16 protein-coding genes are annotated in these 22,845 nt (G+C 45.8%); 1 reads left to right on the top strand and 15 read right to left on the bottom strand.

Features of this window, described 5'->3' with window-relative positions:
- The first annotated feature begins 92 nt into the window (after positions 1-92).
- Entirely contained in the window at positions 93-473 is a 381-nt protein-coding gene (locus AC3WTJ_RS03075) for a hypothetical protein (protein ID WP_492520514.1), read from the top strand.
- Between the two features lie 69 nt (positions 474-542).
- Here AC3WTJ_RS03075 and AC3WTJ_RS03070 read toward each other — a convergent pair whose 3' ends face one another.
- The 15 genes from AC3WTJ_RS03070 to AC3WTJ_RS03000 form a co-directional block, all read right to left on the bottom strand.
- Complete coding sequence (locus AC3WTJ_RS03070) at positions 543-680, bottom strand: hypothetical protein (RefSeq protein WP_492520513.1); 138 nt, start codon at positions 678-680, stop codon at positions 543-545.
- A gap of 6 nt (positions 681-686) precedes the next feature.
- Positions 687-1,421, bottom strand: a complete 735-nt coding sequence (locus AC3WTJ_RS03065) for a glycerophosphodiester phosphodiesterase (RefSeq protein ID WP_492520512.1) — start codon at positions 1,419-1,421, stop codon at positions 687-689.
- A 15-nt stretch (positions 1,422-1,436) separates the two neighbouring features.
- A complete protein-coding gene (locus tag AC3WTJ_RS03060; RefSeq protein WP_492520511.1) occupies positions 1,437-2,252 on the bottom strand; it encodes a carbohydrate ABC transporter permease in 816 nt (271 codons plus the stop codon).
- 15 nt (positions 2,253-2,267) lie between these two features.
- Positions 2,268-3,161, bottom strand: coding sequence for a carbohydrate ABC transporter permease (locus AC3WTJ_RS03055; RefSeq protein ID WP_492520510.1), 894 nt, complete (start codon positions 3,159-3,161; stop codon positions 2,268-2,270).
- 124 nt (positions 3,162-3,285) lie between these two features.
- A complete protein-coding gene (locus tag AC3WTJ_RS03050; protein ID WP_492520509.1) occupies positions 3,286-4,608 on the bottom strand; it encodes an ABC transporter substrate-binding protein in 1,323 nt (440 codons plus the stop codon).
- A gap of 11 nt (positions 4,609-4,619) precedes the next feature.
- Entirely contained in the window at positions 4,620-5,498 is an 879-nt protein-coding gene (locus tag AC3WTJ_RS03045; RefSeq protein WP_492520508.1) for an HAD-IIA family hydrolase, read from the bottom strand.
- A gap of 220 nt (positions 5,499-5,718) precedes the next feature.
- Complete coding sequence (locus AC3WTJ_RS03040; RefSeq protein WP_315951944.1) at positions 5,719-6,267, bottom strand: glycerol-3-phosphate responsive antiterminator; 549 nt, start codon at positions 6,265-6,267, stop codon at positions 5,719-5,721.
- Between the two features lie 104 nt (positions 6,268-6,371).
- Positions 6,372-11,870 (bottom strand): glycerophosphodiester phosphodiesterase family protein, encoded by a 5,499-nt coding sequence (locus AC3WTJ_RS03035; RefSeq protein ID WP_492520507.1) that lies wholly within the window; start codon positions 11,868-11,870, stop codon positions 6,372-6,374.
- Between the two features lie 245 nt (positions 11,871-12,115).
- The gene (locus tag AC3WTJ_RS03030) at positions 12,116-13,024 is read right to left on the bottom strand and encodes a nucleoside hydrolase (protein WP_492520506.1); all 909 of its coding nucleotides are present in this window, start codon (positions 13,022-13,024) and stop codon (positions 12,116-12,118) included.
- Entirely contained in the window at positions 13,021-15,684 is a 2,664-nt protein-coding gene (locus AC3WTJ_RS03025) for a glycosylhydrolase-like jelly roll fold domain-containing protein (RefSeq protein WP_492520505.1), read from the bottom strand. The genes AC3WTJ_RS03030 and AC3WTJ_RS03025 overlap by 4 nt, the downstream gene beginning before the upstream one ends.
- 75 nt (positions 15,685-15,759) lie before the next feature.
- The gene (locus AC3WTJ_RS03020; RefSeq protein ID WP_492520504.1) at positions 15,760-17,340 is read right to left on the bottom strand and encodes a type 2 periplasmic-binding domain-containing protein; all 1,581 of its coding nucleotides are present in this window, start codon (positions 17,338-17,340) and stop codon (positions 15,760-15,762) included.
- A 77-nt stretch (positions 17,341-17,417) separates the two neighbouring features.
- Positions 17,418-18,287, bottom strand: a complete 870-nt coding sequence (locus AC3WTJ_RS03015) for a carbohydrate ABC transporter permease (RefSeq protein ID WP_492520503.1) — start codon at positions 18,285-18,287, stop codon at positions 17,418-17,420.
- A 2-nt stretch (positions 18,288-18,289) separates the two neighbouring features.
- A complete protein-coding gene (locus tag AC3WTJ_RS03010) occupies positions 18,290-19,144 on the bottom strand; it encodes an ABC transporter permease (RefSeq protein WP_379174195.1) in 855 nt (284 codons plus the stop codon).
- Between the two features lie 201 nt (positions 19,145-19,345).
- Positions 19,346-20,929: a response regulator transcription factor gene (locus AC3WTJ_RS03005; RefSeq protein WP_492520502.1), complete on the bottom strand. Its 1,584-nt coding sequence runs from the start codon at positions 20,927-20,929 to the stop codon at positions 19,346-19,348.
- A 27-nt stretch (positions 20,930-20,956) separates the two neighbouring features.
- The gene (locus AC3WTJ_RS03000; RefSeq protein WP_492520501.1) at positions 20,957-22,786 is read right to left on the bottom strand and encodes a cache domain-containing sensor histidine kinase; all 1,830 of its coding nucleotides are present in this window, start codon (positions 22,784-22,786) and stop codon (positions 20,957-20,959) included.
- Between the last annotated feature and the right edge of the window lie 59 nt (positions 22,787-22,845).

Raw genomic sequence — 22,845 nt, 5'->3', positions numbered from 1 at the left:
AATTTGGAAATCCCCCCAAGGGCAACTATACATACCATTCAAGCAGTTTCGACATCTACTGTACTATTAGAGGAGAGGAGCGTTGGTTGTTCATGTCAACAAGGCGAATTACATTATCAACCGGTATTTTGCGCAGACCTAAGAAAACGAAATTTGCATTAATAGACATCGTTAACTTAAATAAAATGCGGTCCCGCAGAGTGACGGTACAAGTTTTCGACTGGTCTAACGGCTCTCCAGTACCTTTGAAGGTAAGTCCTTGTGGTAGAAAAATATGTACAGTAACGATTGCTCCCAATAAATCTGTTTTTCTGTTTGCTGACGTGTCGAAGGTAAGCTTTAAGTATGAAGTGCGAATACAACAAAACGAAGATCCAAAACTGATTACAAATGTAACAGGTGTTACGAATACTCCTTTCACCCCGCAACCAGGAGATACCGTGCTCCAACGAAACTTAGTCAGAATAAGATAAGAAATAAACCATTCCTAATAATAAAAAGCGGCAGCTAGAGACTTGTAAAAAGTTCTAGACTGCCGCTTTTTATTTGATTCGACCTATCAGCGTCGTGTTGTAGATGACAGCATCCGTACGATTCCCAGAGAAAACAGCCGTGACGTCCGATAAGCCTTCCACTTGGTAAAGAGGCCGATAATTTTCAATATCCAACGTACTGTTCAAATCAAACTAACCAACAATCCGCCTCAAGATCGCCGGATAATCCGTTATAATTGCTGAAACACCGCAATCCAGCATCCGTTTCATTGCTTCTTCCTCATTCACTGTCCAGACGATGACCTGTCTGCCGCTGTTGCGAATCGCGATGACATCCTCACGTTCAACCATCGCATGATGCAAAGAAACCGCTTCTACCTCCAATTCAAAATCCTCAATCAATCGAAGCGGACGCAGCAGCTTGCCGGCATAGACAAGGCTGATGCGGGCTTCAGGTGCCAGCCGCTTGAGGCGGTATAACATGCAATGATCGAAAGAGGAAAAAATAACTGAGCTTAGCCGCCCGTATTCGCGCAGCAAGGCAACGACCTTGTGCTCAATGCTGCCGCCATAGCTAAGCTTCAGCTCCACATTCAAGCCGATTTCCGGAGGTACCAGCTCAAGGACTTCACGGAGTAAAGGGACAGGCTCACCGGCATATTGACCTGAAAACCAAGTGCCCGCATCTGCTTGCCGGATGTCTGCCAACGTCATCTCGCCAATGCATCCGCGCACATTCGTGGTCCGGTCCAGCGTTTCATCGTGACAGACCACGATTTCTCCATCCTTTGTGAGATGAATATCCAACTCAATCGCATCGCATTGCTGCTCAAGTGCTAATCGAAGAGCAGCCAACGTATTTTCAGGTGCTTCACTTGCCGACCCACGGTGAGCCACGATCAACGTCTTTTCATTTAGCCAATTCATTTCAATTCCCCCCTATTATTTGATCCCCGAATGCATGAAGCTTTCCACAAACTGACGTTGGAACACGAAAAAGGCCGTTAAAAGAGGCAAAATAACCAATACCGTAGCCGCCGTTACAGTCCCCCATTGCGCTCCCGTCTCAAACGATTGGGCAAAAATCGCAATCCCTACCGTCAACGGTCTCGTTTCAATGGAATTCGTAACAATGAGCGGCCACATGAAATCATTCCAATGCGCACTGACGGAGATTAAGCCAAAGGCCAAATAAGTTGACTTTGCTGATGGCAAATAGACGTGCCAGAGGATTTGCCACCAACGGCATCCATCCATTCTCGCAGCTTCGTCCAAGTCCATCGGGATTTGCTTAAACGTTTGCCTGAGCAGGAACACACTGAACGAAGAAGCCCAATAAGGCAGCATAATCGCTAATTTGGTGTCAACAAGGCCCAGCTCTTTCATGATCGTGTAATTCGGAAAAATGAGAATGTCAGGCGGAATCATAATTTGAACAAGAAACAGCATGAACATGAGACCTCGTCCTGCGAAATTCAATCGGGCAAACGCATAAGCGGCAAGGGTTGCCGTTATCAGTTGTGCAGCCAGCACACCGAAGACGATGATGATTGTATTGGAATAATAGCGTAGAAAAGGAATCGTGTGCCAAGCGGCCATATAATTTTGAAAAGTGGGATGCTCAATGGCAAAGGGATTTACACGGGTGATGACCTCGCTGGACGGAGTAAACGAGGTGAAAACTGCCCAAACGAGCGGAACCGCAAAAACGATAGCCAGCAGCGCGATGACAAATCGGTTGGTGATCTTAACGACCATGACGCTGACCCCTCTCTAGTAGTGAATGCGTTTATCCAGAACTGCATAGTTAAAGATCGAAATACTCAGTAGAATAACGAGTAAAACGACGGTAAGGACTGAAGCTTTTCCCATATCCCAGAAACTAAAAGCCGTCTCATAAATATGGTACAACAGCAAGTTGCTTGCGTTGTTCGGGCCGCCTTTCGTCATCACATACAGGTGATCCACCAATTTAAAAGAATTCGTCGTGGCAATAATCATAACGAATAGCGTTGTCGGCATTAAGAGCGGGAACGTAATCCTTCTGAAGGTCTGCAAAGGGCTTGCCCCTTCCATGGCTGCCGCTTCGTAGACTTCCTTCGGTAAATTCTGCAAACCAGCCAAGTAAAAAATCATAAAAAAGCCGGCTTCCTTCCAAATCACCATGAGCATCATCGAAAACAGAACCCATTGCGGATCACCCAGCCAATGCGGAGCAGGTAGGCCAAACACACCTAGAAACTTATCAAGCAACCCATAGCTCGGTGTATAAATAAACAACCATATATTTGCTATAGCAATCATCGGAATGACCGTCGGGTAGAAAAATAGCGCACGCAGCAAGCCTGTGCCTCTGAGCTTATTGTTCACCCAGATGGCGGCATACATGGCCAAAAAAATACTCACAGGAACCGTACCCATAGCTAGCAGTACATTATTACTCAAAACCTTGAGGAAAATATCGTCCTGAAAAACATGCGCATATTGGTCAAACCCCACAAACGTCTTGTCAGTGAAATCAGAGCTATAGAAACTCCAATAGATCGATTTCAGAATAGGGTAAAACGTAAATACCCCTAAGAATAGGAGCGAGGGCATGAGCAGCGCATAGGCGAAACCATGTAATTTCCAGTTGATCTTGCTTTTTGTACGAAGTGCCGGTTGCATCGAATAGATCCCCCTTCTATCTCACAAAGTCGTGAAAGCGAGCGGAAGGGAAGTGTTGGCCAATAACAGGGAGTTAACCTCCATTAGCCGAACACTTCCCTTTCGTTTTCGCTATCTAACGCTGTTATTTTTGAAAGTTTTTCAAAATGTCATCCGCTTGCTGCTGCGATTTGTCCAATGCCTCTTTCGGCGTCATCGTTCCTAGCAGCGCTGCCTGGATATTATCGTTAAATAGCTTGGTTACTTGGCCATTCTGATAGGTAGAAAGCTCGCTGTCCGCATATTTCAGTTGATCCCTTGCTACGGCTGCTTGCGGGAAATCCTTAATGTAGTTTTTCAGCTTGTCTGTCTCATAAGCAGCTTTTGTCGTACCTACATAACCTGTATCAATTGACCACTGTGCGACACGATCAGGCTGCGTCAGGAATTGAATAAACTTGACGGATGCTGCTTTGTGGTCTTCAGGAATGTTTTTGAACACATACAGGTTGCCGCCGCCAGTCGGAGAACCATACTTTTTATTGGCTGGCAGGAACGCTACGCCAAAGTTGAATTTCGCATCTGTTTTGACTTTTGTCAGATTTCCTGTTGTGTGGTACATCATGGCCGTTTTCCCGCTAATGAAATCGGAAGGAACGGTTGCCCACTCGAGTGCGCCTTCCGGCATGACTTTATCCTTGCGTCCTAAATCGGTGTAAAACTGCAAAGCTTCCTGAACTTCCGGTTTGTTAAAAAATACTTGCTTCCCGTCGGCTGAAACAATGTTCGTACCGGTTTGAAGGGAAAGAGCTTGCGTCATCCAGTATTGATAACCCGTGCTAGGAATTTCAAGCCCCCACTGCGATTTGTCACTCGTCGTAAGCTTCGCTGCATACTCCTTCAGTTCCGTCCAGTTCGCCGGTGCCTTCTCCGGATCAAGACCTGCCTTCTTAAATAGATCCTTGTTGTAGTAGAGCACGATCGTACTGCGTTGGAACGGTACACTCCAAACCGTATCGCCTGACTTCGTATTTCCCATAAAAGCTTCGTAGAATCCATTGAAATAATCCTTGGAGAAGCGAGGTGTCAGATCCTCAACGGCTTTCATGGAAAGCAAACTGTACAGATCAGTTGAGAGCAGCACCGCTAAGTCAGGTGAGTTCCCCCCTTGTACAGCTGTCGCAACCTTGGTCATCGTATCCTGATAGCTGCCGCCATACACAGGTTTTACAGTAATTGTCGGATTTTCTTTATGGAAATCGTCAGCCAACTGATCGATCAGTTTCGTAATTGGCCCACCGACGGCTACTGGAAAGTAAAACTGCAATTCAACCGGTTTCGTACTCGCCGTTGCTGCGGCGCTTGCTGTCGGTGCTGCTGCCGTTTTGGTTTCTGTTGGGCTCTCTCCCTTCGCGCAAGCTGTTGCAACCAACGTGACCATAAGTAATGAGACTAGTGCTTTTTTCATTGTTTTTCCTCCTAAAGGTTTTTGGATTTAATTTCGCTAAGCTGATTTAAAATATAGTCAGGTTCAATCCCTGTTTGTACAATGTCTTTCTTAGAGTCCGCACCTGTCAGTACAAGAGCGGTGTACATGTCGTTTGAATTCCCGAACTGTATATCCGTGGATAAGCGATCCCCAACCATCAGGCATTGGGACGGCGGGATTTTCAGCAGATCAAAAGCTTTTTGCGCATAATATTTGGAGGGCTTTCCAATCACACGAACCGTTTTCTGCAGGCTGGCCGTCTCCAGTGCTTTGACAAGCGACCATGTATCCGGAATCACCCCATCATCAATCGGGCAAAAAGGATCGGGATTAGCTGCAATCAGCTTGGCCCCGTTTCGAAGAGCATTCACGCCGGCAGTTAGCTTCTCAAAGGTAAACTGTCTGTCCAAGCCGACAAGGACATGTGTCGCCAGCATCGGGTCCATCGTCATCTTGACGCCATATTGCACTAATTCTTGTTCCATCGCTTGTTCACCAATCATGAGAACGCAGGCATCCGGCTCATGCTCTTGAAAAAATCTCCCAGCCACACATAAGGCCGTGAGCACCTCATTCACCTCGCAAGAAATGCCTAATTCGCTAAGCCTCATCTGCACGCTTTCCTTGGTACGAATAGTTGTATTCGTAACGAACATGATCGATTTGTCTTGCTCACGCAGCCAATTTACCGTATTCAACACACCCGGCAAAAGCTTACTGCCCGCGTAGATCGTACCGTCCAAATCGAATAAGTAGCCTTTAAATGCATGCAAATCCTTACTTCTTTTCTTCACGTGTTTTCGCTGAAAAGGCACGATACCACTTTTATCATCGGTGCCACGCTCAGGGAATCTGGATGTTTCTGCCACAGCACTGCCTCGCTTTCAATAAAAATAACCCTTATCCGAAAAAACACGAAAACAAGCCTTCTCGGAGGATGACAAACATGCTCCTGCTTATTTTCACATTTCCTGGACAAGGGTTTTCTCATGGTCTCGACCCTAAGTATCAGTTCTTGTGATAATCATAGTTCTACTATAGAGGAAGATTGTAAGCGGAAAATTATCGATATTTTAATCTTTTGTAAATCTATTGGCAACTCCACATGTTCGGATCACCAATAGATATGAAGTCAGCCCCGCTATCAAGCGCTTCTACGATTTCTTTTTCATATCGAATAAGCCCTCCGACAATCAAAGGTTGTTTAATCATGTTTTTCAATTCCTTGATCACTCTTGGCATTAAGCCTGGCATTAACTCAACTTCATCCGGTTGTATGCTGTTGATCATGCGGACTGCCGTTTGCAGCGCAGCCGTATCAATAATGAAGATTCGCTGAATGCTTTTTATGCCGGCTTGCCTAGCTGCTGCTATGGAGTTGGATTTCGTCGTAACAATCCCGTCCACTTTAAACTTTTCAGCTAAATACCCGACGGCATGTGCATCTCTGCCAAGACCGCCCACCATCTCCAAGTGCACATACACCTGTTTGCCTGCTCGGTGAAGCTGTTCGACAATAGATTCCAGATTGCCAATATGACCTGTCATTAAATTAACGCGAGTTACATCACTTTCTAAAACCTTTGCGAGCTGATCGTCTTTCGTCACTGATGCGATAATTGGATATTTACTAGACATGCGCATACACCCCCACTTTCACCTTAACAAACATTTATTTGCTAAGTGTTAACACACCTCCGCCATCCGTCAAATGGATGGCGGAGGGAATGTTAACCTGTCCATTAATTAGAAAGGTTTAGGGCTTGCAGCATGCGGCTTAGCATCACAGCACTTTCTGCACGCGTGCCTGTACTTAACGGAGCAAAAGCATTGCCATCCCTGCCGTTAATAATATGAAGTGTGGAAGCAACTTTACTTGCATCCTTGGCCCATTCGGCGATATTCGCTTCATCAGCGAACGTGGCTGAGTTATTTGGTTGCGGATTTGCGTTGTAGCCTGCGAAGCGTAGGGATCTGTCAATCATAACGGCCATTTCTTGGCGGGTTATTGGCGCATCTGGACGGAAGGTATGATCTTCATAGCCGCCAACGAGTCCGAATTCTGCTGCAAGGCCAACCGATGCCGCAAACCAATCGGAAGCTTTGACATCCTTGAAGCTGTTTGCCATTGTGGCTTTGGATGAAGTTAAGCCAAACGATCTCACCAGCAAAGCAGCAAATTCCGCGCGAGTTACTTGGCGATCAGGCGCGAAACTTGATGTCCCAACACCTTGGACAATCGATTTTGCCGCCATTCCTTCAACGGTTTGTTTGGACCAATGTTGTTCTAAATCACCGAATGTCACTGGGTTCGCGATAAGTAGATACGTGCTGTTCGTGCGGCTGAAAATAACAACTTCGTTGCCTCGGATCATGAATGGAACCGGGTTATAGACCGTATGGCCATTGGCATCTTGCTCTTCTCGTACGGCGGCCAAAGCTTTGGTATCCGTTCCGGCATCCAGCTTGATCGATCTTGCTATAAATGTTTTGAAAGCAGAAACGTCTACGCTTTTCCCTTCTCCTGTTCCTACTCCTGCTGTAAGTGTAAAGTCAACGGCTTTCTTGACAGCTTTCCCGCCTGACGTTGCTTCTGCAGCCGCTTTTTCATTCACTTTAATTTGAATCGTGAAGTTTAACTTATCTTGAGAAACCCCTAGCTTCTCTGCCAAAGCTTGCAGATCTACAGCTGACAGATTCAGTTCATAGGAACCAAGCTCGCTTTGAATATCGACTGTTTGATCGCTTGCTGCTAGCAACGTTTGAACGGCAGATGGTAACAAGAAAGCAACAGCTTGATCCTTCTGCCCATTCAGAGGCACGGTTACGATCATCTTATCGTTCGTACCCGATTGCTGGGCGGCCGACTGAATCATCACATCCGTCACTGTATATACAGGATTCTTAATTTCCGTACCTGTGTTTGTGTTTGTGCCACTACCTGCTCCTGAGTCTGTTCCTGAACCTGAACCTGAATCTGGGTCTGGATTCGTTCCCGGGTTCGTTCCCGGATCTGTTCCTGGATTCGTTCCTGGATCTGTTCCTGGATCTGTCCCTGGATCTGTATTTCCAGAAGATACGTTCAACGTGATTGGTTGTGTATATAAGTCATACCTATTTCCGTCGTTCATCGTATAGGTGTATCGTAAAAGCCCGTGCCCAACCCCCGATTTCTTGGCAGTAATCTCCCGGCCATTCACATCCAATACATCTTGTCCATCAAGTAAAATAAAGTCCGGTACAATTGTCTTCGTATCACCTTTGTACGATGTCACTTGCGCTTGAAGGAGAAGATGCTCATCTTTGTTGAGCGTAAACTCCGTTTTCTCCGGTTTAATTCCTGCCGCCATATCTGCCGCCCAATTGGCATAATCGGTCGTTAATCCCCATGCACCATTTAAGAAAAATTGATTAAAGGCCGTTCGATCATTCAGTGTCCAAGGTGAAATCAAGATGCCACGATGTTTAGCAGCTTCCATAAAACTTTGCGAAATACCGCCGTATCCATTATTAAAGGTAGCATTCAGTGGCTGAATCGAACTAAGTACCGTTCTCAGCATCCCTTTCACATTACTGCCTCCGGACAAGCTGGATAAAAGACCTGAAGGCATCGTCGGCATCAAGCTGTTCGTGCGCGCAATCTGAGCGGCAACGAAGGACATGTTATCGATGTCAGCTTCGGCATTTTTGGCATTCACCAATTGGACGAAAGCGTCAATGGCCGCTGGTGTTGATGTCTTGATTTCGTTCATGATCATTTTCCCGCGCTGTTGAACAAGATCAATTTGTTCTTCCAAGGTCGGGATTTTCACATCCGGATAGCCCGTTGGATGAGATTTATTGGCATTGAGCGCCTTAATTTCGGCCAATGTGTAATTCTCGATATTTCCCGTACCGTTCGTCGTACCCGACAGTTCTCCATCATGATGAATGACAAGATAACCATCTTTGGAAATATACACGTCATTTTCGATAAAATCCGCCCCGTTATCGAGTGCCAACCGATTACTTTCAATCGTATTTTCCGGCGCAGCCGAAGGCAATCCACGATGGCCGATAATATATGGCTTACGGATCATCGTTTTATTTTGGTTATACACGCCCAGTGCGGTGAACGCCGCAGATGGCGTATCCGTTACGATGCCGTTCACTCCGGCCGTAATCAAGGTATGCATGGACAGATTTTTTCCGGCGGCTGCCGCTTCATCTTTTGCCCAAACCATGATCGTTCTCATTTGCAAATAATCTGTATTCTCTTTCGTAGCCGCCTGTTGTGGGAGCACAGCAATATGAGCCAGGTTGGCATTCGTTTTCTGGCGAATTTCCATCAATTGTTCTTGGCTAAAATTCGACATGGCGCTAAAATCTACAATTCCGCGAATAATCGGATACGCTACTCTCGCTTTTTTAACCAAATCACCGTTGTCCGACATTACAAATACATCTTCGATTCGATTATCTTTCAAATAAGTGATCAGTTTATCGACGGTTACTTCATCCTTGAGATAAAATGCCGGCATCGTCTTCGTTCCGAAGGAATCCAAGATGGCTGCTACATCTCCAATGACTATTTCTCCTGTTGGATTGGTTACTTTAAGTTCGTTGTTCACGTGTAAAATAGCCGTAGCCGGTGTTGCCGCATCCGCCATTTTCGCCAAGTCTGCCGCCTGCGTAACCTCAGTCACAATGGTTGAAGCCATCGCAATTTTAGTATCCGGCTCGGTTACACTGGCATAACGATCGGTTGCCGTTGGTGGCAGGGCTTCCTGCTGCAGCGTTACCCGAATGTTATCAACCTTCATTTTGCTGCCGTTCGCTTGTAAGCCAATTCTTCCTTTCATATACGAACCTGCATTATCTGTATCCACGACAACCTTGTCGTTAATCATTTCCATTACACGATTGTTGAATGCTTTGACCGTATAGTGATACATTTTGCTCGGATCTATGGCTTCCGTAAAAGCACCTGTATCCATAACGTTCCAGGCGTTAGCCGTGGTTCTTTCAGCAAACTCTACGCCATTGGCCGCTGTAGCGTCTTTTCTGACCGCCATTTGATAGTAAGGATAATCATTATTTTGAATGCGATACATGATGGAATGCCATCTGGCCGTATCGTTCGCTTGCAAATGCGTGACATCCGCTTCAATTTTATAATTGCCAAACGTCCCTAGATAGTCTGGCAAAAGTACGCGCGAAGGATTGTCCGGCGATGCCGCCGCATCCATTTCGAAACTTCCGGCTTTAACAACGGCTTTACTGGCTGTCGTCCCTTCTTTGCGAGTCCAACCTGCAGGAAGTGTTCCTTCCGTTAGCTGATCAAAATTTTCTTCATAGAGGACATACTCCCTATCCACTGCTTCTTTCGCTACGACTAGCATTGAAATGGAAACGCCGTCTTTTTGGGCAGTTAAGGAGTATACACCTTTTTGAAGAACGTTCAGGCTTCCACTATTCACAACAACGGAAGGGCTGCTGGATGTCCAGGTCAAATCATTTCCTGTCACGGTACCTGACGTAAAATCAGTAAAATCGGCTTTAAACGTAATTGAAGTTAAATCTACCGGCTGATTCACTGTGGCCAAAAAATAATTGTCATTGTGCTTGAGGGAACTTACTTTTGCCGGCACCATACTAGGTGTTACTGTTATTTGTTGCACGTATTCCGCATTCTCATAAATGACTCTAACTTCTGCACTCCCTGCTTTCACAGGGTAAAGCACATTGTTTGAGACTTTGATGATTGACTCATCCGAGGAGTAATATTTTAGCGGTTTATTTACAATGGATTCCGTGATACCGTCCGAATAGTACACACTGCCGGTAACACTCATCGGTCCCGTCAATGCTTCAATCGAGCCAGGCACAATGAGGTTAAGGCGATCTGCTGTAATTCGCGTCACCTTCAAATTGTCGAATGACACCTTGCTTTGATCCGCTTGCAGCCCTACTTTGCCTTTCTCCATCACGACCGTTGTTGGCAGGGTGGTATCCGTTACCATGGTATAACTTGGATCTGACTTGGCTTTCATGTATTCTTTGACATTGTTATCGTAAACGCGAACCTTCATCGAATAGTCGGCATTCAAGGTCAATGCTCTCCAAGTGCCGGAGATTGGCGTCGGTGAATACCAGTTGCCGTCCGCTTTGCGATAGGCGAATTCATAGGTACCATTTTGACGGATGGCCATTTGATTGTAAGGCACTTTTCCCGAAGAAGGCACCCTGAACATCAATGAAGCCCATCTTCCTGAATCCAGCACCGATTCAAATCGGATATCCGCTTCAACCGTGTAGTTGTCCCATTGGACTGGCGCCACAACTCGAGCTTGTTTACCCGAAGCTTTCCCATCAAAAGTGACTCTGCCATTGCCATAAGTATCCTGCACAACCGTAAAGGAAGGGCTTCCTGCGTTCACATCACTAATCCATCCATAAGGTATGGTTCCTGCCGGAATCGTATCAAAATTTTCCTCAAGCAGCACCGGATTCACCGGATCTGTCACAGGATTGCTATCGATCAAGTTGATCACGCCGAAGCCGGAGGTATCATTCCAGAACGAACTTGACTGATAGGCACTCCAGTAGCTGTTTCTCTGCTGTGTCGCGTCCGCCCCATAACGGTCCGTTACCCCAATTTCCAAACCCAACTTCTTGGTGAGATTAGGATCCATCTTTAAAATGTCCCATGGAATAGCTGTCTCTAAAGACCAACCCGTCGCCGTCTTCTGCATGGCTCTCAGAATCTTATTTGCATCTTTACTGCTTTGGCCGTTTGCTGCAGCTCCGAAATGAAACTCTGGTGTCACAGAATTCTCTTGATACACAAATCCAAGCTGCATATCATCCGCCACATAAGGAGCCGATTGGTGCATCGTAGGATCTAGAAAGAAATTAATATTATCCTGGTCAAACCAATTGCCTGATCCCGCAGCAGTCAGACTATCATCATCCGCCTTGACTCCTATGTATAAATACTTATTATCCCAGAGCATGCCGAATTTACTATCTTTAAACGTACCGCTGCCTGTTTGTTTGGTTAAGCTTTGGTTAATTGACCATAGTGATTCATCCAATTTCCCATCAATAACCGGAGCATTCACCGTTTTCCTCACATTTAATGTATTTCTAACGTCATCGGCTGCATGAGCCTGCTGCTCAGGCGAGAGACCAAGCGGTACGAAACTGGCAACTAGTGCAGCTACGATAAGACGATGAATAACCCTTTTATATCGTTTCATAGAATCAATCCTCTCTTCTGATAGGTATGGCATAAATCCGTGTTTCATTTACCATTTTTCCCTTACCTCGCTGCTCCTTTCTGTTTTTTGAGAACACAAAAAACCCTTCAAGCAAACAAATGATACAGCTAGCTTCCACTAGCCAATCAATTGCTGCTTAAAGGGTTTTCTCCTGGTCTCCTACCCCTGCCTATTCAATTGGGTTGTCCTATAAACAATACTAGCGAGTGATTGTTTATTAGGTGTTATCTATGCAATAAGAAATTGTAAAAAGCTAATTTGGCATACATGTCTTCCAAAATAAAACGGACATCGATATCTCGATATACCCTGATTTTTCTCTCCAATTGATAATGAATGTAGGACAAGTCCGAGGCTATACGCGGAGCTGGCTGCCAATCATAATCATAGGGTTGATCGTGCATCAGCAGTCCCACTGCAGGGGAATCTCCCAACGTCCATACTTCTCCCCTCGGCCAAACCAGATTGTGCGCCCATTTTCGATTTGTCTCTACCAATTGGTCATATAAATATTGACCGATAGCACCACATGGCTCCACTCTTTGTTTTAATTCTGAAAGGCTGACACGCATCTTTGCGTACACATTTCTGGGAATTTGCCATAACGGGATTGGAGAACGGAACACGACGTTCGCTGCATGAATATCGCCTTTCAGATTAAATTCCTCTCCACCATTTGGCCAGGGCCCTCCTCCAATCCATACGGCTGTCAAACGATCGGCAATGGCTGGATTCCTTAGATAAGCCACTGCCAGATCTGTAATGGCCCCAAGGAAAATTACATATAATGGCCTTTTATCATCGGACATAGCTTCTCGAACAATGAATTCAGCACCTTCTGATGGCACAGGCGTCGTTTCGTCTTTCATAGCATGTTCTGCCCCACATAGAACCGGATATTCTCCCGGCAAATCCATAAGTTCCAACAAAAGCTCGATTTCTTTCACACTGTCAAGCATCGAGGTCTTGCTTCTGTCCTCGCCAAAATGGGCACCAATTAAGCCTTTCACAATAAATTGAGGCGTTAACAGCGCATGAACAATGGCAAACTGGTCGTCGGCCTCATTTTTGGCATCACTGTTCACAATTAAGCGAATCTTCTTAAGATCAGGTACCTCCGCTGCATATTTCATATAGCTTCCACTTCAGCGCTCGTCACCCGAACAGGACCGATAAGACCGCTTGGTTCCTGCTGCACGAAAGCCGACAAATAGTCGCGCTGATCCTTCACAAGTGTATTCGTCACTTCAATGACAAGCTTGTTGTCGCCCTGCTGGATCAGTCCATGAATCTCCATCCGATACGGAGGACAGATACGCACTCCCGCAGGCTCACCGTTCAACCATACTTCTGCCGTTTCATATACTTCTCCCAAATCTAACAAAACACTGTTCGTCGACTCACGCCATTCAAACTCCATTTCATAGCGGAAAGTTCCCGAAAAACGCGGTAAATAATCTGGCCCGCTCATATTCGTTAAAGCCGTAAGTTTTCCCCATTCCGTAAACTGAGGGTAGTGTTCAGCATCAGCGGTAGAGACCGTCCATTCGCCTTGCAACTCAACTTCCGATGAAACCGCGTAACGCGGTGATGCTGTATAACCACCTAAATCAGCGCCGTTGAGCAGGATGATGGATTCGTATGGAGACAGATCCAGCTGAATCATTTGTGCCCCGTTCTCCTCGATGACATGCACATCCATCAACCGATTGGAGAAAGCATCATAGGCGAATACATCACCATGGGCTGACAATGTAATTTTCGTCTGAATGGCTTGATTGGGATGTTCATTAAAGAACATATAAACATCCAAATTCTCGTGCACATAATGATAATTACGAAGATAGGGCTGGTATTGATCAACTTGAATCTCATAGTGCCCTTCTGCGATAAGATCTTGCGCCAGCATGTCCAAGGAAGTAAAGTTCACTTTCGGGTGAGCGGCAAGACACGACAGTTCGTCAGAAACATCCCTGCCTTCACTCGACCGTAGCGGTAAGCCATCGATGAAGCGAATCATGAGTCCCTGATCGGCAAACTGGATCAAACGCCTAATCATTGCTCCTGGAAGTGCTTCCGCATAGGGCACAATGAGACACTCGTAATCCTCAACATGGACATGCAGCTTCCCGTCTTTTACACGTGCCATGTCCAAAAGAGCATCTACCGGAATCACATCACAGTCAATCTGGTGCTGCATCAATTGTTTTACCGGCTTTTGAAAAACCATCGCTTCCCCGGACCATTCAGCCTCAGCGTGATACAAGACGGCAGCGGATGCCACATGCCTGCCATCCGATATCAGATGAGAGATGCGATTCATATATTGATTCAAGTACTTATAGTAACGAAACTGCGGATTTTTCCCATTCGCATACAGATGCGGCGGACAGTCCGGGTCCGGAAAAGCTTTTTGCGTAAAGGCATGGGGGACAAAATAGTTCACTCCGCGAACGAGCATATGGTCTGTAATCCACTTCATCAGCTTCAAGCCTTCCGCCCAGCCGTACGCTCCGTATACCTCGCACATGGTTCTGCCCAGCTTTTTGGGATCAATGTGTCCAAGCGACACGCCAAGCTTGGCAAGACCATAGTGATAAAACTCACCATCTGCGATCCCAGTAGCACTACGGAAAGTTAGCTCATCGAAACCGGGGACAATCTGCCACAGCACCACATCAATTCCAGACATGTCTTGCCCCCAAAGTGATCGGAAGAAGTGTCCGGTACTGGGGCCAAGCCTGGCATGAACGTTGTTGTCTTCCAGTACGTGTCCGATATAGGCTGCTCCACGGGCCCTGCACCATTCCCCGATTTGGTTGCAGAAATTCTCCGCATATAACGCACTGACAATGTTCATATAGGCATACCGCACCCTATTTGATTGTTCTCCGGCCTCATGCCAGAGGAGATGCAGGTGCTTGCGGTAGTCCTCACCTAACGCCTGCTCAAGTAAAGCCGGCATTTCGCTGCTCCAAGGGAGGACAACCCCTTGTTTTCCAGGTTTGGAATGGAAGTCGAAGGTCACTTTATCATTGTAAAATCCCGGTTCATCCGAGAAGAATCCGGCAAGTGTCTTGCCAAAGTCATCCTTATAGCGCTCGTACACAGCTTCATATACCGTATCTATGAGAATTCGAACAGAATCCCGAACAAGCGGATTCAAATAATCTTCCTGGAGTTGGCTGCCGCCATCCTTGTTTTCCGAAACAATAAAAACACGCCAATAGCCTGCAGGGATATCCCAGTAGAGGATGCCGTCTTGCACGAGATCCGTAATATCGATGCAGTCATTTGTTAATGTTTCGTTTGTTGGATGGCGACGGACGGCGACTACGGAAATCAGTTTGTTCTTCCCGCTCGCATAGTTGAGTTCTGAAAAAGTTGGGCGAAGCCCGCTCATCAGCAACGTATCCAACAGAAAAGATGAATCCTTGGCAGGACCGATGGTATCGATGAAACGTTCGCCTAAAAACTTGCGATGAAGCTCCTCGGGAGCCTCCTTTACTCTACCTGCTGCATGTCCCGTCGGAAAATGATCATCATCAAGTATCCATACCTTCATGCTGCGCTTACGGGCTTCATCCATAATAATGTCCATATCCTTCCACCACTGTGGACCGAGAAAATCCGGATGAGGACGGGCCTCGACACACACAGCGCCAATTCCCGCTTCATGCACACGAGCTATTTCCTCCCTGATCACGTGCTCCTCCTCCCCATGCTGCCATAGAAATGGAAGGATGTAATTGTGTTCCTGACCCTCCAGCACTTCCTTAAGACGATTGCTCATCGATCGTAGCCTCCTGTGTAAACAAAATACCCGCCCGTCTTTCGCTCGACTTTGGGCGGGTTATCTTGGCAATAATTATTTCTTCACCTTCGAATACCACTCTCTAGCACGTTTCGTAACTTCTTCGCCACCCGTTTTGTTCCATTTCTCTACAAACTCATCGAATTTGCTGAGCGGGTATTGCCCAAGAATAATCTTGGTCGCATATTCGATAAACAGAGTACGATTGTTAATGTCCGGGAAACCGTCATAGATGCTTGCTGGTATACCGTCGCCGGCAATGGTTTTCGCATACTTTTGTGCTTCTTGCATATTTCTGTTGGTCTGATCAACAGCCCACATCCGATCTTCTGACGCTGTACTTTTGTTTAACTCCGTCATAAAGTCAAGTGTCGACAGTTTGGAATATGGATCAAGGATAAGGTTCTCCTGTGTGCTCTTGTCATCCGGAAGTTTGACGGCTTTGCCATCCTTCATCGTATAGTGCATACCTTCTACACCAAGGAATAGCGCGTTCCAATTTTTCTTGTCGTACATATTGTTCAGCAGCTTCAACGTAGCCATTAGCTTCTTCTGATCCTTCGAGTTCTTGACAACCCATTGCGGCTCTAAAAATCTCTTCCACGTATAGAATCCTTTGTAGCCGGGAACTTCCGGTACTGGGAGGACAGCAAAGTCAGGTTTTACGCCTGTATTTTTATAGGTATTTTCCATGTATAAATAGCTGGTTTCTGCCCAGTGGAAGAAGTTCCCCGCTCTTCCGTCATTTACTTTTCCGTCCCACTTCGCCTTGTCGTTGAGCAGCGACTCTTTATCCAGCAGCCCTTCCTTATACAACTTGGCTGCAAATTCCAAAGCGGCTTTCATGTTCGGTGTGACTGCAGCATAACTCAGCTTGCCGTCGTACAGATCCCACTGGGGATATCCTTCGAACATAGCCACTCCATACATCGCGAATAAATGATCCATCCAGCGCGCTTCCTGACGGCCACCTGTTGGCAGTTCATCCTTCAGTCCGTTGCCGTTGGGATCTTTGTCCCGGAACGCTTCTAATACTTTTACGTACTCCTCTTGCGTTTTCGGCATCTGTAAGCCCAATTTATCAAGCCAATCCTTGCGAATCATTCCTGCGTATCTGCCATAGTCGACTACACCGGGGATAAAATAAATTTTCCCTTGGCCGGTAGGGTCGTTAGCTTTAACAATATCCCAAATGTCCTTCGGGATGGCTTCCCAAAGATTCGGCGCATATTTGGGAAGCAGATCTGTCAGATCGGCGATCGCTCCATTTTTAGCCAAACTATTTTCAATGCCCTCTTTCGGCAAGAATAGATCCGGTATTTCACCGGCAGCAATTTTCAGATTTAACTGGTTCAAGTAGTTCGTGCCACCGTTCCACTCTACATAGGGATGAATAACGCCTACACCAAGCTTCTCTTTATATAATTCATATAGCTTGCTTCCCTTGGTTATCGGTTTGTAGCCGATGTTGGTCCCCCATACTTCAATATCAACAACTTCACTTCCATTCGCATCCTGAACCTTCGCGGAAGGTGCTGCACTGTCGGAGGTGCCATTTTTTGTACTGCAGGCCGTTACAGCCGTTATTGCAAGGAGACATGCCGCAGAAACCAACCCTAGCTTTTTTAAACTCATGTGTGAATCCCCCTCTTTATTGAAAATAATTGAAATCATATGTTCAAGGCAGGTGCCAATAAACCAGAAATGTTCGATTACCCTTTTACCGAGCCGATCATAGCTCCTTTGACAAAGTATTTCTGAAGGAAAGGATACACCATCACAATTGGAATGATAGCGAAGATGACCGTGACAGCTCTTAAAGTTCGCTCGTTATAATTCAAGCCAGCTGTAGAAGCCGCCCCCACCATAATCACGTTATCATCGGTAATAAACTGCCGAATTTTAATCTGCAGCGGGAACCAGTTCGGATCTTGCAAGAAAAAGAGCGGATGCTGGAACTGATTCCACAGCACAACACCGTAAAAGAGTGCGAGTGTCGCCAGTACGGCTTTGGATAGTGGAAGCACGAATTGAAAGAGCATCCGGAAGTATCCACAGCCTTCGATAAATGCCGCTTCCTCCAATTCCTTCGCAAACTGCTTGAAGAAGCTTCTCATGATGATTAGATTGAACGGATTCAGAATGTGCGGCACGATGAGTACCAATGGGTTATTATACAACCCTACACCTCGAACCGTCAGGAAGTAAGGGATAATTGGTGCTTTAAAGATCATCGCGATGACCACACCGACCATGATAACAGGTCCCCAGCTGAATTCCGATTTCGACAGCGGGTAGGCAAGTAAAGCGGTCATCAACAAAGCAAGCCCCGTGCCTATCACCGTCGTGATGAGCGTTAGAAAAAACGACTTCCACAGGTCGGGACGGTCAATCATTTGCCCCCAGGAATCCAATGTAAATTGCTTGGGCCAGATGGTGACCAGGTTCATATCGACAGCACTTTTCGAGCTTAACGAAGTGGAAATCACCGACAACAGCGGTATAAGTGCCATAATAGACAACAAGATGAGAATGGCTGTAATGGCCGATACGAATATTTTTTCCCCACGTGATTCGTACATATCTACCAGAGCCCCCCATCCGAAACTTTCTTCGACAGCTTATTAAAGATAAACACCAAAGTGAATCCGATCACGGATTGAAACAAGCCAACTGCCGTTGCAAAGCTGTACTGGGCTTGCTGAATACCAGTTCGGAACACATACGTATCGAGGATATCTCCTACGCTGTAAGTCATCGGGGTAAGCATGTTAAAAACTTGATCGAACCCTAGATCCAAGAAATTGCCGATTTCAAGCAAGAACAGGACTAGCACGGTAGGCAGTAGAAGCGGAAAAGTAATATGACGGATTTGCCTAAACTTCGATGCGCCATCGATCATGGCCGATTCATAGAGCTGCGGGTCGATCGCACTGATGGCAGCCATATACACCACGGTTCCCCAACCAGCGTCTCTCCAAATGGATGAGATGACATAAATAGGCCGGAAGTACGCGCTCTCCTGCATCGCTAACACAGGTTCATGACCAAACCATCCAAAGACGATATTGAACAATCCACTGATGGAAAAGAAGTCAAAAATGATACCGGCCACGATCACCCATGACAAAAAGTGCGGGATGTACAGCGCCGTTTGAATTCCTTTCTTCAGGGCCGATTTTCGAATTTCGTTCATCATCAGTGCCAGCAGGACAGCTACTGGAAACACTAAAACAATTTTCAACAGCCCCAAAATCATGGTGTTGCTGAACACCCTGACGAAATCAGGATGATGAATTAGCGTCTTAAAATGTTTAAGACCTACCCAAGGACTATCAATGAATCCTTTAAAAACCGAATAGTCTTTGAAGGCGATGACAGCACCGGCCAACGGGATGTATTTAAAAATAACGAGAAACACAATTCCCGGAATCGCCATGACATACAACGGCCAATACACCTTCAATCGATTTAATGAGATTACATTCACTTTATTCCCCCCGTATCTTGCTGTTGTTATCGCTTACATGTATAACTATACCGTCGGGAGGAATATCCCTCAATTGGGCAAATCCAAGTAAAAACAAGGTCATTTCTTAGAATATTGAAAAACCACTCCTAATCGGAGTGGCCAAATACGTTACAGAGTTGGTGTATTTTTTCTATACTCCCTGGGTTTGCATCCAGCTAATTTTTCAAATAACCTGGCAAAGTGCTGCGTATCCGAATATCCGACCATTTGGCATATCTCATATACTTTGAGATCCGTGTTCTGCAGGAGTTCCTTTGCTTTATTAATTCGGATCTGCGTCAAAAAATTCACATAGGTATCCCCTGTCTTTTGCTTGAAAAACTGGCTTAAATAATAGGGGCTGATGAAAAAACGGGCGGCCAGATCCGCAATTTTAATCGGTTCATGATAATGCTTGGTCATATATTCCTTGATTTCTGTAATAATATCTTTCTTCTTTGGAATATTATGCTCCAACTTGAACGAAATAATTCCGCGAATCACTTTCACGGTCCATTCCTCAAGCTGCTCTAACGTCCGAGACCGGGAAATACTATCTAGCGACAGAATATGCCGGCCTAGGAAGTCGTTCTGCTGCAGCTGTTGAAAGGACATATTCCGTACACTGGATAAAAGGATGTTTAAACACTGCGACTGCAGATCGGCCGGTCTCATGCTCTTTTCGGCTTCCATCCTGCGGAAAATCTCCCGGATGATGTCTACACACCCCGCTTCGTCCATGTTATCGAGTCCGGTTTCCAGCTTGGCTATCAGTTCTGCAGGAACAGCGTGGCTTGGTCCTGTTAGATTCGTGATCTCTTGAAACGGAATCACAGCATTCGTTCCCTTTATGACTTTGTAGCTTAATGCATAACACGCTTCCTCGAAAGATTGACTGACTCCGACAGCACGTTTCTGTATTGTGCCAATTCCGATCGTCATGGACAACTTCAGATCTTGATAAACGGCCTGCTTGAGAAGATCACAGGCCCGGACTACATCCTCATTTCTTATCAGTTTGTCATTGGCCAGGATGACAGCCACTTGGGCCCCCGTATAGCGAAAGCGGAAAACCCCGCGATAGTGTTTAAAGGCGCGGTCAATATGGTCAAAAACAGGATGAAGTCCGAACTCCTTACCTCCATCGACATTGCTATCGAATTCAAGAAGAACACTTCCGAAAAAGGCGCCTTCTATTGGAATCTGGGCAACCTGAAGCAGTTCTTCCACGAGTTCCAAATTGTCGTTGCCTAGATCGAGAACATCCCTCCAGGCTTTCTCCTGCTTACGACTAAGAACCTCTTGCTTCAATTCATTTACTTCTTGAACTTTTGCTTTATCCGCCCGAATCGCGTCCATAACCTGATACACGCTTTCACGAAGCTGATCTATTTCCACCGGTTTGTTGATATAGAAGCGAACACCCAGCTGCATACCGCGCCGAGCATATTCAAAATCTGTATATCCGCTTAAAAGAATACATGGAATCGAGCTGCCTTCGTCCTTCAGCATGGAAATCATCTCGAGTCCGTCTGCCTGAGGCATCCGTATATCCGTAATAACAAAATCCGGCTGCAGGGTTTGAATAAGCTTGAAGCCTTCCAAGCCATTGTGAGCTGTACCAATAACCTCACATTCCGGTATATAGCGATTAACCATTCGCTTGAGACCTTCTACAATGCTCTTCTCATCGTCCACCAAGATGACCTTCATACGAAATAACCTCCCTTTTTCACATCGTTAACCCACATGGTTCGGCATGTAGATTTCAACGATTGTTCCACGCTCAATCCCTGAACGAATCGTCAAATAATACTGATCTCCATAATGGAGTTTAATGCGTTCTGCAATATTTTTAAGACCTAGTCCACTGCGCTCCGATTTGACGTCCTCTTCGAGTTTGTACTTGTCGAGCTCCGCATCCACCAATCCGGCAAGCAGTTCCTGCTGCTTCTCGATGGACATTCCGCCGCCATCATCAATGATTCGAATGACGATCTCCCCTTCTTCGGTCCAGGCGCCTTCAATCTCAATATGCATAGGCTGGGTATAGTCCAGGAATCCATGATTGATACTATTCTCAACGATTGGCTGAAAAACGAGAGGGATAATCGTGCATGCCAGCATCTCATCAGGAATCCTGATCTTCAAACTGAACATATTATCAAATCTGATGTTTTGAAGTTGCAGATAGTTCGCTGTATACTCCAATTCGTTCTTCACCGAATGATGTCGGCCTCCCTTGCCTAAGACAAGCCGAAACATGCGAGCCAAGATCATGATCATCTCAGCGCTTTCATCATCATCTTTAGCCAATACCTTCATGCGAATGGATTCCAACGTATTGTAGAGCATATGAGGGTTAATTTGGTTTTGAAGTGCCATGAATTTCGCTTGGCGCTGCTTGATTTCCGCAATATACACCTCTTCAATTAAGGTTCGAATCGTTAAAATCATTTTATTGTAACTATAGACAAGACTTCCAATTTCATCGTTCGCCTGCTCTTTCTCTATGGGCAAATATTGTCCCGTTTCCGCCTGCTTCATACTTCTGCGAAGTGCTTTAATAGGCCTTGTGATCGTGTAGCTTAATCCAAAAGAAATAAGCGTAATAATCAAGCAGCTTAGTAGAATGACGATGACCGTTATTCCTTTGATCCGATTAATTTTCTGCAGCAGCTTTGAACGCGGTATCTCCGTTTTAATAGACAAATCCCCTTTTGAGGTACTTCCTGATAAAAGAATCAGATTTTCGTCTTCGGTACCCTTGATCGCATTCGTTTCAGATTCGGAAACCTGATGCCAAGACAAACGCCCGCTAGCCGCATCGGAATGATAAACAATTTCTCCCTGTCGATTGCTGATGATGACACTCATGCCATATTTATCACGAGCCAAGACAAAATCATGATCAAGCTGCAGCAACGTGAAAGGGTCAAGGTCAATCAGGAGCATGCCCGCATAGGCCCCATTGGAGCTGAACAGCACCCTCCCTACGGTCACAACCGCACCAGCACCTTTATCTTCGTAGTAGGAACGATCGTGTAACCCTGTGATGAAAAAAGGATCATCCGTATTCAGATACTTTTTATTCCAAGCTTTGGCCTGGGCAAGTAATGCGTTCTCATTCACTCTGCTTGTTGTCGTCGTATATTGATACACGTTGTTATCGCGACTAACCAGCATCAATGTGCTGATTTCGGATTTGAGCCAGGTGACTCGCGTCAGCATGCGTTGAACAGCGACCTTTTGATTAATCAACTCTTCCATGGACAAGCTTTGTTCTTCGGCCAAATTGTAAATCAAACCGTTGTCGACAAGAACCGATTTGGTCACTTTGTCGTATTCGTCGATAAACTGATTCAAAGTGGTCCTGATCTGAGACGTATACAAAGAGGCAAACTCCTGGGAAGAATCCTCAAGTCCCTTTGCCGATTGAGTAAATATGATAACGCTTACACCGATAAGAGGAATAACGCAAGCGAATAAATATCCGAACATGAGTTTGTTTTGAAATTTCATATTTCTTATCATGACAACGATTTTTCGTGTCCAACGGCTGTTCATCATGACGAACCCATCCTTTTGTAAACTTCTTATCGACTATTGTACATGCTTGGATGAAAACT

The organism is Paenibacillus sp. FW101-FHT12H11, assembly GCF_058790355.1.
The sequence above is the reverse complement of the archived record's forward strand: the minus strand, read 5'-3'. Positions and strand labels throughout refer to the sequence as shown.